The 15,818-nt window shown below is 43.1% G+C and carries 14 protein-coding genes and 1 tRNA gene; all 15 read right to left on the bottom strand.

Annotated features, from left to right (window positions below; genetic code table 11):
- A partial coding sequence (locus tag ABWK04_00005) for a GTP-binding protein (protein MEZ0360265.1) occupies nt 1–129 on the bottom strand: 129 nt, incomplete at its 3' end.
- 21 nt (nt 130–150) lie between these two features.
- Nucleotides 151–2,238: an elongation factor G gene (gene fusA / locus ABWK04_00010; protein MEZ0360266.1), complete on the bottom strand. Its 2,088-nt coding sequence runs from the start codon at nt 2,236–2,238 to the stop codon at nt 151–153.
- Nucleotides 2,239–2,251: 13 nt separating this feature from the next.
- Complete coding sequence (gene rpsG / locus ABWK04_00015) at nt 2,252–2,734, bottom strand: 30S ribosomal protein S7 (protein ID MEZ0360267.1); 483 nt, start codon at nt 2,732–2,734, stop codon at nt 2,252–2,254.
- Nucleotides 2,734–3,123 carry a 30S ribosomal protein S12 gene (gene rpsL / locus ABWK04_00020; GenBank protein MEZ0360268.1) on the bottom strand — a complete coding sequence of 130 codons (390 nt, stop codon included), beginning with the start codon at nt 3,121–3,123 and terminating at the stop codon, nt 2,734–2,736. Before rpsL ends, rpsG begins: the two co-directional genes overlap by 1 nt.
- 28 nt (nt 3,124–3,151) lie before the next feature.
- Nucleotides 3,152–7,852, bottom strand: a complete 4,701-nt coding sequence (gene rpoC, locus ABWK04_00025) for a DNA-directed RNA polymerase subunit beta' (GenBank protein ID MEZ0360269.1) — start codon at nt 7,850–7,852, stop codon at nt 3,152–3,154.
- Nucleotides 7,849–12,258 (bottom strand): DNA-directed RNA polymerase subunit beta, encoded by a 4,410-nt coding sequence (locus tag ABWK04_00030; protein ID MEZ0360270.1) that lies wholly within the window; start codon nt 12,256–12,258, stop codon nt 7,849–7,851. The genes rpoC and ABWK04_00030 overlap by 4 nt, the downstream gene beginning before the upstream one ends.
- Nucleotides 12,259–12,390: 132 nt before the next feature.
- Nucleotides 12,391–12,777, bottom strand: coding sequence for a 50S ribosomal protein L7/L12 (rplL, locus tag ABWK04_00035; protein MEZ0360271.1), 387 nt, complete (start codon nt 12,775–12,777; stop codon nt 12,391–12,393).
- 14 nt (nt 12,778–12,791) lie between these two features.
- A complete protein-coding gene (gene rplJ / locus ABWK04_00040) occupies nt 12,792–13,328 on the bottom strand; it encodes a 50S ribosomal protein L10 (protein MEZ0360272.1) in 537 nt (178 codons plus the stop codon).
- Nucleotides 13,329–13,338: 10 nt separating this feature from the next.
- Complete coding sequence (gene rplA, locus ABWK04_00045) at nt 13,339–14,064, bottom strand: 50S ribosomal protein L1 (protein MEZ0360273.1); 726 nt, start codon at nt 14,062–14,064, stop codon at nt 13,339–13,341.
- A 4-nt stretch (nt 14,065–14,068) separates the two neighbouring features.
- Nucleotides 14,069–14,506 carry a 50S ribosomal protein L11 gene (gene rplK, locus ABWK04_00050; GenBank protein ID MEZ0360274.1) on the bottom strand — a complete coding sequence of 146 codons (438 nt, stop codon included), beginning with the start codon at nt 14,504–14,506 and terminating at the stop codon, nt 14,069–14,071.
- A gap of 10 nt (nt 14,507–14,516) precedes the next feature.
- Nucleotides 14,517–15,242 carry a transcription termination/antitermination protein NusG gene (nusG, locus tag ABWK04_00055; protein ID MEZ0360275.1) on the bottom strand — a complete coding sequence of 242 codons (726 nt, stop codon included), beginning with the start codon at nt 15,240–15,242 and terminating at the stop codon, nt 14,517–14,519.
- Nucleotides 15,242–15,436, bottom strand: coding sequence for a preprotein translocase subunit SecE (gene secE / locus ABWK04_00060; GenBank protein MEZ0360276.1), 195 nt, complete (start codon nt 15,434–15,436; stop codon nt 15,242–15,244). The genes nusG and secE overlap by 1 nt, the downstream gene beginning before the upstream one ends.
- Before the next feature lie 14 nt (nt 15,437–15,450).
- Nucleotides 15,451–15,523: transfer RNA gene (locus ABWK04_00065), tRNA-Trp, on the bottom strand.
- A complete protein-coding gene (gene rpmG, locus ABWK04_00070; protein ID MEZ0360277.1) occupies nt 15,523–15,681 on the bottom strand; it encodes a 50S ribosomal protein L33 in 159 nt (52 codons plus the stop codon). The genes ABWK04_00065 and rpmG overlap by 1 nt, the downstream gene beginning before the upstream one ends.
- A gap of 10 nt (nt 15,682–15,691) precedes the next feature.
- The coding region (tuf, locus tag ABWK04_00075) for an elongation factor Tu (GenBank protein ID MEZ0360278.1) at nt 15,692–15,818 on the bottom strand (127 nt) is incomplete at its 5' end.

Here is a 15,818-nt window from a genome sequence, read left to right on the forward strand (position 1 = left end):
ACCTTGGAGTATACCTGCTGCAAGTACGCAGGTGATGGCGGACGTAAGCGTTGACTTTCCGTGGTCAACGTGTCCTATAGTTCCCACGTTAACATGCTCCTTTTCCCTTACAAACTTCTCCTTTGCCATCGCTTTACCTCCGTGTATTCCTTAAGTTTTTGCTCCTGCCATCCGTTCCCCTATGATCTGTTCAGCTATACTTTGGGGAACTTCGTCATAATGAGAAAATTTCATTATAAAGGTTCCTCTTCCCTGTGTCAAGCTCCTTAGGGTTGTAGCATAACCAAACATTTCAGCTAAAGGCACAAGAGCCTTAACAACCGTAATTACACCCTTGTTTTCCATTCCCATTATCTTCCCTCTGCGGGAGTTTAGGTCACCTATGACATCTCCTACATAATCCTCCGGCGTTTCTACTTCAACCTCCATTATAGGTTCAAGAAGCACAGGGCTTGCTTTCCTCACTGCTTCCTTAAAGGCTATAGATCCTGCTATCTTAAAAGCCATTTCAGAAGAGTCTACTTCGTGATAAGAACCATCAAAAAGCCTTACCTTTACGTCAACTACAGGATAGCCTGCCAGTACTCCATTTTGCATAGCTTCCCTTATGCCTTGCTCTACCGCAGGTATGAACTCTTTCGGTATTACACCACCTACTATGGCGTTCTCAAAGATGAATCCTTGTCCTCTTTCCAAAGGTTCAACATCTATAACTACGTGTCCATACTGACCTCTTCCTCCAGTCTGTCTTATGAATTTTCCTTCAGCTTGCGCACTTCTTTTGATGGTTTCCTTGTATGCAACCTGTGGTTTGCCTACATTTACTTCAATACCGTACTCTCTCTTCATTCTATCTACCATGATCTCAAGGTGAAGCTCTCCCATACCATGTATGAGGGTTTGACCTGTCTCCGGATCTGCACTCGCTTTAAAAGTGGGATCCTCTTTCATATACCTGTTAAGCACTTGGGAGAGTTTTTCCTGATCCTTTTTAGTTTTCGGTTCAATAGCCATAGATATAACCGGTTCGGGAAATTCAAGCTTTTCAAGGAGTATGGGGGCTTTCTCATCGCTAAGCGTATCCCCTGTTGCAGCATCAAGTCCAACAGCAGCAACTATTTCACCTGCTGATGCATCCTGCACATCCTCTCTTGAATTTGCATGCATGAGGAGAAGTCTTCCGATTCTCTCTTTTTTGTCTTTTGTTGCGTTATAAACGTAAGAACCGGCAGTTACTTTACCAGAAAAAACCCTAAAGTAAGTAAGCTGTCCAGCATATGGGTCGCTCATAACTTTGAACACATAAGCGCAGAAAGGCTCTTCATCAAGAGGCTTTCTTTCCTCTTCTTGGGAAGTTTTAGGGTTTATTCCCTTAGCTGGTGGTACATCTAAGGGTGAAGGAAGATAGTCTATTACAGCATCAAGGAGAGGTTGAACGCCTTTATTTTTAAAAGCCGAACCGCAAAGAACAGGCACAAGCTTTCTGTTTATGGTCGCACCTCTGAGAACTCTCTTTAGGTCCTCAACTGGTATTTCTTCTCCCTCCAAATATCTCATCATCAGATCGTCATCCTTCTCAACTATGGCTTCTACCATCTTAGCACGCCACTCCTGAGCTTTATCCAGGTATTCATTAGGAATATCCACAATTTCATACTTGGCTCCCAAGGTTTCCTCAAGCCATATAACTGCCTTCATATTCATAAGATCAATTACACCTTTGAATTGATCTTCAGCGCCTACAGGTATCTGAATTGCAACGGGTTTTATACTGAGTTTCTTTTCTATCTCATTAAATACCCTGTAAAAGTCCGCACCGAGCCTGTCAAGTTTGTTTATAAAGGCGATTCTGGGTACACCAAACCTGTCAGCCCATCTCCAATTAGCTTCTGATTGAGGCTGTACTCCTTCAACCGCTGAGAAAATGAATATTATACCATCAAGAACCTTCATAGATCGCACCACTTCTACGGAAAAGTCCACGTGTCCAGGTGTGTCTATGATGTTTATCTGATGGTCTTTCCAGTAGCATGCGGTAGTTGCTGCAGTTATGGTTATACCTCTTTCCTTCTCCTGAGGCATCCAGTCCATAGTGGCAGCACCTTCGTGTACCTCACCTATCTTGTATGTCTTCCCAGTATAGTAGAGTATTCTTTCCGTTGTTGTTGTCTTTCCAGCATCTATATGAGCTACTATTCCTATGTTTCTGAGTTTTTCTATAGGTACGGTTCTGGGCATCTCTCTTCCTCCTTTACCATCTGAAGTGCGCAAATACCTTATTGGCTTCAGCCATTTTATGGGTATCTTCCTTCTTCTTTATCGCACCACCTTTGCCTTCAAGAGCATCAAGAAGTTCAGCCTTTAGTCTCTCTACCATCGTGTAACTCCCTCTGTGCTTTCCTCTGTTTCTGGCAGCTTCCACAAGCCATTTTAGAGCTAAGCTTATCTGTCTCCTCGGTGGTACTTCCACGGGTACCTGATAAGTAGCTCCGCCAACCCTTCTAGGTCTTACTTCATACTCGGGTTTTAGCTGTTCCACAACCTTATGAAGTAGTTCCGTAGGAGTCATTTTTGCCTCTTTTGATGCCTCTTCCAGAGCGGTGTACACTATATACTCAGCAACACTCTTTTTGCCGTCTTTCATCACTTTGTTTATAAGCTTGCTCACGAGAAGATCTCCGTAAATTGGGTCAGGCATCACCTCTCTGGGAGGAACTGCTCCCTTCCTTGGCATTACTTTTTACCTCCTGTCTGTTTTGGTCTCTTTGCACCATATTTGGATCTTGACTGCTTTCTGTTAGCTACACCTGCGGTGTCAAGCGCACCTCTTATTACTTTGTACCTCACGCCGGGAAGGTCTTTAACCCTTCCTCCTCTCACAAGGACTATAGAGTGTTCCTGAAGGTTATGACCTTCTCCAGGTATGTATGCTGTTACCTCTATGCCGTTAGAAAGTCTAACTCTTGTGACTTTCCTGAGGGCAGAGTTGGGTTTTTTGGGCGTTACAGTATATACCCTTACACACACACCCCTCTTTTGCGGGTTACCCTCAAGGGCTGGAGATTTACTCCTCTTCCTTTTTTGCTCTCTACCATATTTCACAAGCTGGTTTATGGTAGGCATACCATCCTCCTTTCAAAGCAGTCTATTATTATAACACATCTTTTAGAGCCTTTACCTTTGTTTCCTCAGCTAGTTTAACCATGGCGTGCTTTCCGCTACCAGTTCCTGCCGGTATGAGGTTTCCTATAATGACGTTTTCCTTTATTCCTCTCAGGTCATCCACCTTACCTTCACAAGATGCGTCTGTCAAGACTTTGGGTGTTTCCTGGAAGGATGCTGCGGATATCCAGCTCCTTGCTGTAAGTGCAGCTTTAGATATACCTACGAGGATAGGTTCTACTTTAGGGAGCTTACCCCCTTCTTCCTTTATCCTCTGAATTTCCTGTTCAAGATCCTCCACATCTACTTCTTCATTTACCAAAAATCTGCTATCTCCGGGATCCACTATCCTCCTCTTTCTTAACATCTGTCTTATGATGATCTCAAAGTGCTTGTCGTTTATGTCAACACCCTGCAGTCTATAAACCATCTGTACTTCTTTGAGTAGGAACTTTTGAAGCTCATCCATGCCCTTTATCCTTAATATTTCTTCCGGTACTGGCGTTCCATCCGTTAATGGATCTCCTGCGCTCACTGTATCCCCATTCTTAACCAGAAGGTGCTTACCTTTAGGTACAAAGTACTCTCTCTGGAGTCCCGTATCTTTGTTGTAGACCACGAGCTTGTATCCTCTCCCCTTAATCCTTACCTGTCCATCTATTTCGGCTTTAACAGTTTCGGTTATGTTAGTCCCCTTTTGTATGTATTGTCCGTGACTCACAAGGATATACTCATCTTTCCTTATGTCATACCTTCTCGTCTCTCCTGTTCTGGGATTATATAGTATGACTTCGTCAGCATCTTCGTATATCCTTACAGTACCATCTATCTCGGTGAGTATGGCGGGATTCTTGGGCTTTCTTGCCTCAAACAGCTCTTCCACCCTTGGAAGACCTCCTACGATATCTCTAACTTTTGCCATTTCCTTGGGTATCCTTGCAAGAACATCTCCAGGCTGAACTTGATAATCTTTAACCACATAGTACTTGTGCTGTATCTCCGTACCTTCGGATTCACTACATGTTGGACAGATAAGCCATTCAACCTTTATGTTCTCTGGCGGTATGTTGAGTATGGAGTTAACTGGAAGGTCATACGCAAGTTCTCTGCCTTCTGCGGTAGTTACCACTATTCTGGGTGTGTGGAGCATAGCATCTTTTGGTCTTGTAAAAGAAACTACGGTGGAAGTTTTACCAGAAAGAGGATCTCTCTCCTCTTTTACAGTTACATCAAGTACTATGTCTTTGAACTCTACTTTTCCACCTTCTTCGGCTATTATGTATGTGTTGAAGGGATCCCACTCTGCGAGAGTGGTACCTTCCTTAACTTCTTTACCTTCCTCCACAAAAATAACAGATGCATAAGGTACAGAGTGTCTCTCTACAGGTCTTGAATCTCTGTCAAGTATAGCTATGGCGGCATCTTTTGATATGTTTATGAACTTACCTTCCCTGTTTCTTATAAGCTTCATGTTGTAGTATTTGACTGTACCGCTTGTTTCACACACCAAAACGTTCTGTACTTTTTCAGCAACGGCTGCACCTCCTATGTGGAAGGTACGCATGGTAAGCTGTGTACCCGGTTCACCTATGGACTGGGCTGCTATTATACCTATAGCTTCCCCAACGTCCACAAGCTTCCTCTGAGATAGATCCCAACCGTAACACATGGCGCAAACACCGAACTTGGCTTCGCACGTAAGAGGGGATCTCACCTTCACACTCTCTATACCCGCATGTACTATCCTGTCAGCGAGGTTTTCGTCCACTATTTGGTTCCTCTTGACTATGACCTCACCCGTATATGGATCCACTATATCTTCCGCCAAAGTCCTACCAATTATTCTCTCTCTAAGAGGTACCTTTTCTTCACCACCCTCCACTATAGCAGTCATATCTATACCTTTGTGGGTTTTACAGTCATGCTCTGTTATCATAATATCCTGTGCAACATCCACTAATCTTCTTGTAAGATACCCAGCGAAAGCTGTCTTCAATGCAGTATCGGCAAGACCTTTTCTCGCACCGTATGTGGATATGAAGTACTCAAGTACAGAAAGCCCCTCTCTGAAATTGGATATGATGGGTGTTTCTATGAACTCACCAGTATGCTTCGCCATTAGACCCCTCATAGCTGCAAGCTGTCTTATCTGATCTCTGTTTCCTCTCGCTCCAGAATTTGCCATCATGTATATGGGATTGAAAATGCCCGGATATACTTTACCTTCTTCCTCTCTCTGGCTCTTTTCTATTTCTTCAAACATAGCCTTAGATACCTTATCCGTTATCTCAGACCAGAGATCTATTATCCTGTTGTATCTTTCTTTGTTTGTGAGCAAACCTTTCATATACTGATCTATGATCTCATCTGCCTGTTGGAAGGCTTCCTTGAGTATATCCCTCTTTATACTCGGTATCTGAAGGTCGTCAACGCTTATGGATATTGCCGCTTTGGTTGCCATATTAAAGCCAAGCTCTTTCAGATCATCAAGGAACTTTGCGGTTTTTTCTGTACCATACCTGTTATATATGTTTGTAATGAGCTTGGATACCTTTTTCTTGTCAAGGGGTTCATTCACAAAGGGATGACCTTCAGGTAGTATGCTATTGAAAAGCACTCTACCGGGTGTGGTTTCAATGATTTTGCTGTCCTCAAGCCTTAACTTTATCCTTGCGTGCATATCCACTTTCTGGTTTTCTAAAGCGAGAAGCACATCCTCCTTGCTGAGGAAAAGCTTCCCCTCACCTTTAGCACCGGGGACTTCCTGCGTGATGTAATAAACACCGAGTATCATATCCTGAGATGGCATAGTTATCGGTTTTCCGTGAGCTGGGGATATGATGTTTTGGGTAGAAAGCATGAGAATGTATGCTTCAAGCTGTGCGGTTATACCTAAAGGAACGTGAACAGCCATCTGGTCTCCATCAAAGTCCGCATTGAAGGGAGGGCAAACGAGTGGATGCAGTTGTATGGCTTTGCCATCTATAAGAACGGGTTCGAAAGCCTGTATAGACATCCTGTGTAAAGTAGGCGCACGATTTAACAATACAGGATGCTGTTTTATTACCTCCTCAAGGCACTCCCATACTTCCGCAGTTTTCTGTTCTACCAACTTCTTTGCATTCTTTATGGATGTGGCGTATCCCTTTTCCTCTAACCTTCTGTATACGAAGGGTTTGAAAAGCTCAAGAGCCATAATTCTTGGAAGACCGCACTGATGCATTTTGAGTTCAGGACCTACCACTATAACGGATCTGCCCGAATAATCTACCCTCTTTCCGAGGAGGTTCTGTCTAAACCTACCCTGTTTTCCTTTAAGATAGTCGGAAAGGGATTTTAAAGCTCTACCGTTCTGGGTTACTACCCTTCCACGCTTTCCATTGTCAATAAGAGCGCTTACCACTTCTTGAAGCATTCTCTTTTCGTTTCTTATAATGATTTCGGGAGCATCAAGCTCTATGAGCCTTTTGAGCCTGTTGTTTCTGTTTATGATCCTTCTGTATAGATCGTTGAGGTCTGATGTGGCAAAGCGTCCTCCATCAAGAGCTACCAAAGGTCTCAGCTCTGGTGGAAGTACAGGAAGAACTTCTAAGATCATCCATTCAGGTCTGTTACCGCTCTTTATAAAGTCCTCCACAAGTTTCAATACTCTTATAGCTTTTCTTACCTTTGCTTCAGAAACTTCCTTGAGAACCGCTGACCTTATATCCTCTTTGATCTTTTCAAATACGGGTAGGTCTTTTCTCCTCTCTTTTACTCTTTCGTAATATTCTCGCAGAGCTTCCTTACCTGTCAAACAACTCTCACCGCAATCTTCAGAGAGAACTTCACCTGTCTCAACATTGAGATATAGCTCTTCGTTCAAAATACCGAGAATTGCCTGATCTAAAGTTACGCTTTCAGCATGCTTTAGATCAACACCATAGAGCCTGAAGTTTTCAGCTATGACTTTAACCATCTTATGGTATATCTTTTTGTACTTCTCCTCCAGGTGTTTACCCAGATCCTCAAATCCCAAACTGTAAGGTTTTATCTCTTCTCTGAGCTTTCTTGCAAAGGCTTGAAGATCAAGGGAAGCCAAAACCTTCTTTATTATCTCCGCACCCATACCGCTTTCGTACCTGTGTTCCAGACTCGTTGCATATTCACTTAGGTATTTGTCTTCATCTACCACATACAACTTTACGAATTTGGTATTTCCCATATCATCCTTTATGGGTACGGTATCTTCCATCTCCTCAAACTTCTTTTCTTCCTCTTCGCTCATGGGATACTCTATGACAAGATATGACTCAAAGTAAACTACCCTTTCCGCATCCCTTGCTGAAAGGTTAAGGAGTGTGGCTATCTTAGAAGGGGAGCTTTTCAAAAACCATATGTGGGCAACGGGTGCGGCAAGCTCTATATGTCCAAATCTCTTTCTTCTCACATAAGACTTTGTTACCTCAACACCGCACCTGTCACATATAGTACCTTCAAACCTCTTCCCTCTGTACTTACCGCAAAGACACTCGTAATCCTTTATTGGACCGAATATCTTAGCGCAAAAGAGTCCGTCCTTTTCTGGTTTATGAGTTCTGTAGTTTATGGTTTCTGGCTTTTTTACCTCCCCATAGCTCCAGCTCCTTATATCATCAGGTGAAGCAAGCATAAGTTTTATTTTTTCAAAGGGAAGAAGTCCCTTTCTCATCTTTCTTCCTCCTCAATTTCAATCTGATCGCAGGGTTTTGATTCCCCGTTTTCACACTTAACATTGAGTCCCAAAGCTTTCAGCTCCCTGACCAATACCCTAAAGGATTCGGGTATTCCAGGTGTGTAGGTGTATCTACCCTTTACTATCGCCTCGTAAACTTTTGTCCTACCTTCAATGTCATCGGATTTGACCGTTAGCATCTCCTGAAGTGTGTAAGCGGCACCATGAGCTTCCAAAGCCCAAACTTCCATCTCTCCAAGTCTCTGCCCTCCAAATTGTGCTCTTCCTCCAAGAGGTTGTTGTGTAACCAGCGAATAAGGACCTGTACTTCTTGCGTGTATTTTGTCGTCAACCATGTGTATGAGTTTGAGCATGTACATGTACCCAACAGTAACCTTAGTATCAAAAGGTTCGCCTGTCCTACCATCGTAAAGTGTGATCCTACCATTCTCGGGTAGATCAGCCATTTTCAAAAGCTCCTTTATCTGATCTTCATTTGCACCTTCAAAGACAGGTGTGGCAACGGGTATACCTTTTTCCGCGTAACTTCTGATAACTTCCCAAAAGTCTTCATCGCTCAAACCATTTAAGAAACTTTCTATATATCCGGCATTCTCCCCGTAGTGCGTATCACCTACCGAGTAAATTTTCTTAAGAAACTCCACTATTTCTTGCCTGTCAGCCATTTCTGAAATGAGTTCTCCGAGTTTTTTACCCAATTCTTTAAGCGCCCAACCTAAGTGTGTTTCAAGTATCTGACCCACATTCATACGGGAAGGTACTCCCAATGGATTGAGCACTACGTCAACGGGTGTTCCGTCAGGAAGAAAAGGCATATCTTCCACAGGAAGTACCACAGATATTACACCCTTGTTTCCGTGTCTTCCAGCCATCTTATCGCCCACTTTTATCTTTCTCTTTTGAGCTATGTAAACCTTTACCAGAGTAACAACCCCAGGTGGGAGCTCACTTCTTTTACCTATGGATTCCTCCTTTTCTTTATACATTCTCTCTAAGAGTTCCACTTGAGCTTTTGTTCTGTCTCTTACTTCATTTATCTTACTGCACAGATCCTTGTCCTCAAAGAGATTTTCTGGTTTTGCAATTATGTAATTGAGAAGTATATCAAAGGTCTTTTCGTCAATCTGTGTACCAGCTTTGTAAGTTTTTTTCTTCACTGTTATATCTCTATCGGTCTTTTTACCCAAAACTAAATCCTTTACTATGCTGTTTCTACCTTCAACGAGGAGCTTTTTCTTCTTTTCAAGATCATTACGAAGAGCTTCCTTTTCTTGCCTTTCCACATGTTCAGCAAGATAATTTCTTCTCTCTCCCACCTTCCTTGCAAATACCTGCACATCAACAACAACACCTTCTACACCTGGAGGACACCTTAAAGACGTGTCTTTTACATCTCTTGACTTTTCCCCAAAGATAGCCTGAAGCAGTTTCTCTTCGGGTGTGAGCTGTTGTTCTCCCTTTGGTGTAACCTTACCCACGAGTATGTCACCTGGCTTTACGTAAGTACCTATCCTGACTATACCAAACTCATCAAGGTGAGCCAACATTCTCTCGGGAACACCCGGTACGGATCTGGTTATCTCCTCATAGCCTATCTTCGTCTCTCTGGCTTCCACTTCAAGCTCCTCAATGTGTATAGAGGTAAAAACATCCTCTTTTACAAGCCTTTCGGATATAACTATAGCATCCTCAAAGTTATAACCTCGCCATGGCATAAAGGCAACAAGTACATCTTTACCTAAAGCGAGTTCACCTTTCTGCGTTGATTGACCATCAGCAAGTATCTCACCTTTGTTCACCTTTTGACCCTTAAAGACGAGAGGTCTCTCGTTTATGCATGTGTTCTGATTCGTCCTGCTCATCTTCTTGAGTTCGTATATGTCTATACCCATATCCGTAGGATCATTAGGATCTATCTCTTCCGGGTTTACCCTCACTATTATCCTTCTGCTGTCTACCTCTTCCACTATACCGCCCCTTTTGGCAACGATCACAGCAGCGCTGTCATATGCTACCTTTCTTTCCATTCCCGTACCCACAAGAGGAGAAGAGGTAAATACAAGAGGTACTGCCTGTCTCTGCATATTTGACCCCATAAGCGCCCTGTTCGCATCGTCATGTTCAAGGAAGGGGATCAATGAGGCTGACACAGAGACAACCTGTCTTGAGGAAACATCCATGTAATTGACCTGTTCGGGTTTCACTATCTGGATATCGTTTTTGTATCTTGCAAAAACCCTATCAGTTTTTATATTGCCCTCCTCATCTGTGGGAGTATACTGAGCTATAACGTAATTTTCTTCCTCATAAGCAGCAAGATACTCTATCTCATCGGTTACTTTACCATTAACTACTTTCCTGTAAGGTGTTATTATGAAACCGAACTCGTTGATCTGTGCATAAACCGTTAAGGAGGTCACAAGCCCAATGTTTTGTCCTTCGGGCGTTTCTATAGGACATATCCTACCGTAGTGAGATGGATGCACGTCCCTTATCTCAAACTTAGCACTCTCTCTGGTGAGTCCTCCAGGACCCAATGCGGAAAGCCTTCTCTTATGGGTAAGTGAAGACAGAGGGTTAGTGTTATCAAGATATTGTGAAAGAGTTCCACCTTTGAGAAACTCGTAAAGTGCGCTGGTGAGATATCTGGGATTTAAAAGATCCTGAGGCTTAAGGTGTGGGTCTTCTGGGTTAGCAACTGTACACCTATCCCTGAAAAACTTTTCCATCCGTGCCACGCCTATACGGGCTTGGTTTTCAAGCAATTCCCCTATGGCTCTCACGCGTCTGTTTCCCAGATAAGCGATATCATCCTTTTTCTCTCTACCGAAACGCAGATCTATAAGGTACTTGACTGTATTTATGAGATCTATTGGTAAGATGAAGCGAGCGCTGTCTTCCGTGTAGTCCCTAACTTTCACCTGATCCTTGATTTTAAATATTTCTTTCAACATTTGCTCAGTCACAAGCTCGCCTTCAGCGTAAGTATCCACATTTTCCGCAAGAGCCAAAGGAGGCATATTCGCAAGTTTTTCCACATCGGCTGGTTTTAGGATCTTGGGAGGTTTGTGAACTTTAGCATTTATCTTCACCCTTCCTACGCGAGAAAGGTCGTACCTTGTTATGTCCTCAAAATAGAGGGAAAAGTGGGATCTTGCTCTGCTCACAAGATGCTCAAGTTCCATAACCATAGGTTCTACAGCTCTCAGTTTCTTGTATATGTCAACGAGGGCTATATCCCTGAATGTGAAACGGGAAGGGATAACAATGGAGCTTCTCTTATCAGGATCACGCGGTGATGTTTCCGAAATTAGTGTCTCTATGATGATCTTCCCGTAAGGACTCTTGACCGCGCTATCTCTTGGTACGGCTGTCAAAAGCTCCACTTTTATCCTTTCGTCTTTGAGAAGTCTCTCAAGGTCTTCTACATCCTCTATGTATCTCTCTTCCAAGAACTCCTCTTCCTTACCCTTTCCTTCAAGTTTTCCTTTGTATCTAAGAACGGCAAAGAGGTAGTTATTTGTAAGGTCTTCAGCTTTGAACTCTTCACCCGTCTGTCTATCAAAAAGCCGTTCACCTTCGGAAAAATAAGCTTTGGTTTCCGGATAAAAGTACTTCAAGATGTCATAGGCGGTTTCAAGCCCTAAGGCTCTGAACATATAAGAACCGCTTACTTTCTTTTTGTCAACCCTTGCGGTCAATAAGTCTGTTGTACTTGAAAGCTCAAATTCTACCCTCGAACCCTTATCGGGTATTATACTAGCTCTGTATATGATCCTCACTATGGTAGTGTCTTTCTGTCTTTCCTCTTTCTCTTCAAAAAACACACCCGGTGACCTTATAAGCTGACTTACCACTATCCTCTCACTTCCGTTGATTACGAAAGATCCCGTATCCGTCATCATTGGGATCTCGCCAAAATACACCTTTCTCGGTTCAAGGACCTTTTCTCCCTTTTTGGTTTTAGCTTTCAGCCTTACGAGTACCCTCAAAGGTACAGCGTAGGTAAAGCCTTTTGTTTTACACTCATCAACCGAATACTTTTCCCTGTATGTGAGCGGTGTTGAGCATTTGGGACATTTAACCCCGTATCCGCCAAGGAAGGTCTGATCATTGTATGCTTTATAACCGCATCTGTTACACTCCCATTCGCCTACCTCGTATCCTAAATACTCAACAGTGATCTTCTCATCAGGATCCTTAAAGGGGAAGGAGGTTCTGAATATGTATTCAAGACCTTTAGCCTGACGCTCCTGCGGAGATCTCTTGAACTGCAGGAAGTTTTCAAAGGATTCTTTGGGTAAAAATAAAAGATGCGGAGGCTCAAGTATTTCGGACCTTCTTCCGAAAAACTTCCTCGGTAAAGATAAATTTCTTCTCATGCTCTAACCCTCTTTATATGCTCAGGAAACCTATAAATATAAGACAAGTTTAGAGAAAAGTCAAATAAAAATAAAACCCCCTGTGTATAACAGGGGGCTTCATTTGAGGGAAATTTCATACCCTTCTGAGGCTTACTTTATCTCCACTTCAGCGCCTGCCTCTTCAAGTTTCTTCTTGATGTTTTCCGCTTCCTCTTTGGATACACCTTCCTTTACCGGTTTAGGTGCGGACTCCACAAGATCTTTGGCTTCTTTGAGTCCCAATCCCGTTATTTCCCTGACAACCTTTATGACGTTTATCTTATTTGCTCCTGCACTTTTGAGTATGACATCAAACTCCGTCTTTTCTTCTACAGCTGTGGGTGCAGAAGGTCCTCCAGCGACGGCAGCTGGTGCCGCAGCTACCATAGCTGCAGAAACACCAAACTTTTCTTCAAGCTTCTTCACAAGTTCGGCGACCTCAAGAAGGGTCATGTTGCCAATAGCCTCAACTATTTCGTCAATGGTAAGTGTAGCCATCTGTTAACCTCCTTTCAAGATTTTTTCTCTTCTAAAGCTTTTAAAGTTAAAACAAGCTTCTGGGGTAGCGCTTTTAGAGCCATGATAAAGTTTATCAAAGGTGCTTGAAGCGTACCCATAAGCTTAGATATGAGAACCTCCATAGGAGGCAGTTCCGCAAGGGATTGGATATCTGCAGGTTTTAAGAACCTCCCCTGCATATAACCACCCTTAATCTTCTCCAAAGGATTGTCTTTATTGATCTCCTTCGCAAATTCGTACACTTTTTTCGCTAATAAAACTGGATCTTTGTAAGAAAAGATTATGGCGGTTGGTCCTACAAGTACCTCCCTGTGATCCGACAAGGGTGTATCCATAAAGGCTCTGTAAAAAAGAGTATTTTTACCTACAAGTACTTCTCCACCTGAAGACCTTATATCCACTCTCAGCTTAGACATAGCCCCAGCATCTATACCCGTAAAATTCAAGAATATCAAGAGATTGGATCTTTCCATACGTTCTCTGTAACCTTTTACCTTCTTCTCTTTTTCTTTCCAACTTTTCCTTTCCATACTATCCTCCTTATGCGGCTAGTTCTTGCAATCTTCTGAGTGTTTGCGCTATATCCACCCTAACACCTGGACTCATGGTGCTTGAAAGGGTGATGCTCCTCACATACTGACCTTTTGCACCAGAAGGTTTGGCTTTAACTATAGCGTCAATTGCCATGTACGCATTCTGAATGAGTTTGTCTTCTTCAAAGGATATCTTACCTATAGGGATGTGGACATTACCCGTCTTATCCACTCTAAACTCAACTCTACCTCTCTTTGCCTCTTCCACAGCCTGCTTAATATTAGAGGTAACACTTCCTGTCTTCGGATTTGGCATAAGCCCTTTAGGACCTAGTATCTTACCAAGCTTGGCGACTTTTGGCATTATTTCGGGAGTGGCTATCACCACATCGTAATCAACCCATTCTTCTTTTAGTATCTTGTTTATAAGGTCTTCACCACCTACAAAGTCAGCACCAGCTTCTTGAGCTATCCTTTGCTGTTCACCTTCCGCCAAGACAAGCACCTTGATGTCCTTCCCAAGACCGTGAGGAAGAACTAACGAGCCTCTTACCATTTGGTCAGCATACTTTGGATCAACACCCAATCTGATAGCAAGTTCCACAGTTTCATCAAATTTAGCCCCAGCTTCTTGATGTATCCTCTTGAGAATTTGAACAGCCTCTTCAACGGTATATTGTCTATTCCTGTCAAAAAGCTCCATTGCCTTTTTGTATCTCTTTCCTTCCTTCATGGCTCTACTCCTTCCATCCTTCTATTTCTATTCCCATACTCCTCGCTGTTCCCGCTATACTCCTCATAGCTGCATTTATGTCCTGCGTATTCATGTCTTTGAGCTTAATGCTGGCTATCTCTCTAAGTTGTTGTAGTGTGATCTTACCCACCTTCTGCTTTTTGGGATCTCCAGAACCTTTCTGCAGTTTCGCCGCCTTCTTGAGGAGGTAGGATGCGGGGGGTGTTTTCATTATAAAGGTAAAGCTCCTGTCTTGGTATATGGTGATCACTACAGGTACTACAGTTCCAGGCTCAAATTCCTTGCTGGCGGCATTGAACTGCTTTACGAATTCCATTATGTTTACTCCGTGTTGTCCCAACGCAGGACCTACAGGTGGCGCAGGTGTCGCCTGCCCGGCGGGAAGCATAAGCTCCACCGTAGCACTTACTTTTTTAGCCATATCTTTCCTCCTACAACTTCTCTACTTGTGAAAAGTCAAGTTCTACAGGTGTCAATCTTCCGAATATACTTATCAGCACCACTATCTTTTCCCTTTCGGGATGCACCTCTTCCACCGCACCAGTAAAGTTCATGAATGGTCCTTCTATAACTCTTACCTGATCGCCCTTTTCAAAAAGTACCTTTACGGGTCTAACACCTCTCTTTACGAAACTTATCACTCTCTCCACTTCCTTTTCGTCGATAGGTGCTACCCTACCTCCTACCAGAACGGGTTTGTAAACGTGAGGTGTTTTTTCTATAGCTCTAAGGAGCGTGTCATTCATATTAGCTTTGATTAACAGATATCCGGGAAACATCTTTGACTCTAATATTATTTTAGCTTCTACTTTATTTTCTTTACAGGTTATTTTTTGACCGGGTTTTGATATAGGTGGGGCTTCTACACACGTATCACCTTCCACACTTTCTATAACTTTCACTTCTCCGTTCTCTATTCTAAAAGTGGTCACACCCTTCTTACCAAGCACACTCAGATCCCGATTGTTTCCTCTCAGAGACAACCTGTACTTTTCCTTTCCCTGCGTTCTTATCACAACTTTTTCTTCTGCAGGTACTACCACATCTTCAACGTAAGCTTGCAATCCTTCAAGTTCAATAACCTTAAGCAGGTTTTCTCTCGCTGTAGCTTCCTTACCTGCCTCAACTTGTAGAGCATACCACTTAAATTCACCCATCAACTACCTCTCAAAGAAAGCAGCAAGTGTATCATTCTGGTAAAGCCAACATCCAAAAGCCATAAATATACACCTATAAGTAAAGAAAAAATTATAACACTGATCGTCGCCTTTGTCACCAGTTTCCTGTCTGGCCAAGCTACCCGATCCACTTCCTGCTTTACACCCCTAAGAAAATTCTTGATCTTCTCCATAGGCTCTCTCCATGCGGGGCACGGAGGACTCGAACCCCCAACCGCGGGATTTGGAGTCCCGCGCTCTGCCAATTGAGCTAGTGCCCCTATTTAACCTCTCTATGTAATGTATGTTTCCTGCACCATTTGCAATATTTCCTGAGTTCCATTCTTTGAGGATGCTTCTGCTTGTTTTTTGTAGTTGAGTAATTCCTTCTCTTACATTCTGTACATGCAAGTACTACGACTTCTCTTACCGCTGCCATTTTTCACCTCTCAATCAAGAATCTGAGTAACAACTCCAGCTCCCACAGTCCTTCCTCCTTCCCTTATAGCAAACCTGAGACCTTCCTCCATCGCTACAGGCTGTATGAGTTCTACCTCAAGCTCCACATTATCCCCT

Source organism: Hydrogenobacter sp. (assembly GCA_041287335.1).
Classification (GTDB): domain Bacteria; phylum Aquificota; class Aquificia; order Aquificales; family Aquificaceae; genus Hydrogenobacter.

What these genes read in the sequence shown, in the direction of transcription:
- fusA (MEZ0360266.1), bottom strand. Translation starts at nt 2,238, where the DNA reads ATGCCCAGAACCGTACCTATAGAAAAACTCAGAAACATAGGAATAGTA.
- rpsG (MEZ0360267.1), bottom strand. Translation starts at nt 2,734, where the DNA reads ATGCCAAGGAAGGGAGCAGTTCCTCCCAGAGAGGTGATGCCTGACCCA.
- rpsL (MEZ0360268.1), bottom strand. Translation starts at nt 3,123, where the DNA reads ATGCCTACCATAAACCAGCTTGTGAAATATGGTAGAGAGCAAAAAAGG.
- rpoC (MEZ0360269.1), bottom strand. Translation starts at nt 7,852, where the DNA reads ATGAGAAAGGGACTTCTTCCCTTTGAAAAAATAAAACTTATGCTTGCT.
- ABWK04_00030 (MEZ0360270.1), bottom strand. Translation starts at nt 12,258, where the DNA reads ATGAGAAGAAATTTATCTTTACCGAGGAAGTTTTTCGGAAGAAGGTCC.
- rplL (MEZ0360271.1), bottom strand. Translation starts at nt 12,777, where the DNA reads ATGGCTACACTTACCATTGACGAAATAGTTGAGGCTATTGGCAACATG.
- rplJ (MEZ0360272.1), bottom strand. Translation starts at nt 13,328, where the DNA reads ATGGAAAGGAAAAGTTGGAAAGAAAAAGAGAAGAAGGTAAAAGGTTAC.
- rplA (MEZ0360273.1), bottom strand. Translation starts at nt 14,064, where the DNA reads ATGAAGGAAGGAAAGAGATACAAAAAGGCAATGGAGCTTTTTGACAGG.
- rplK (MEZ0360274.1), bottom strand. Translation starts at nt 14,506, where the DNA reads ATGGCTAAAAAAGTAAGTGCTACGGTGGAGCTTATGCTTCCCGCCGGG.
- nusG (MEZ0360275.1), bottom strand. Translation starts at nt 15,242, where the DNA reads ATGGGTGAATTTAAGTGGTATGCTCTACAAGTTGAGGCAGGTAAGGAA.
- secE (MEZ0360276.1), bottom strand. Translation starts at nt 15,436, where the DNA reads ATGGAGAAGATCAAGAATTTTCTTAGGGGTGTAAAGCAGGAAGTGGAT.
- rpmG (MEZ0360277.1), bottom strand. Translation starts at nt 15,681, where the DNA reads ATGGCAGCGGTAAGAGAAGTCGTAGTACTTGCATGTACAGAATGTAAG.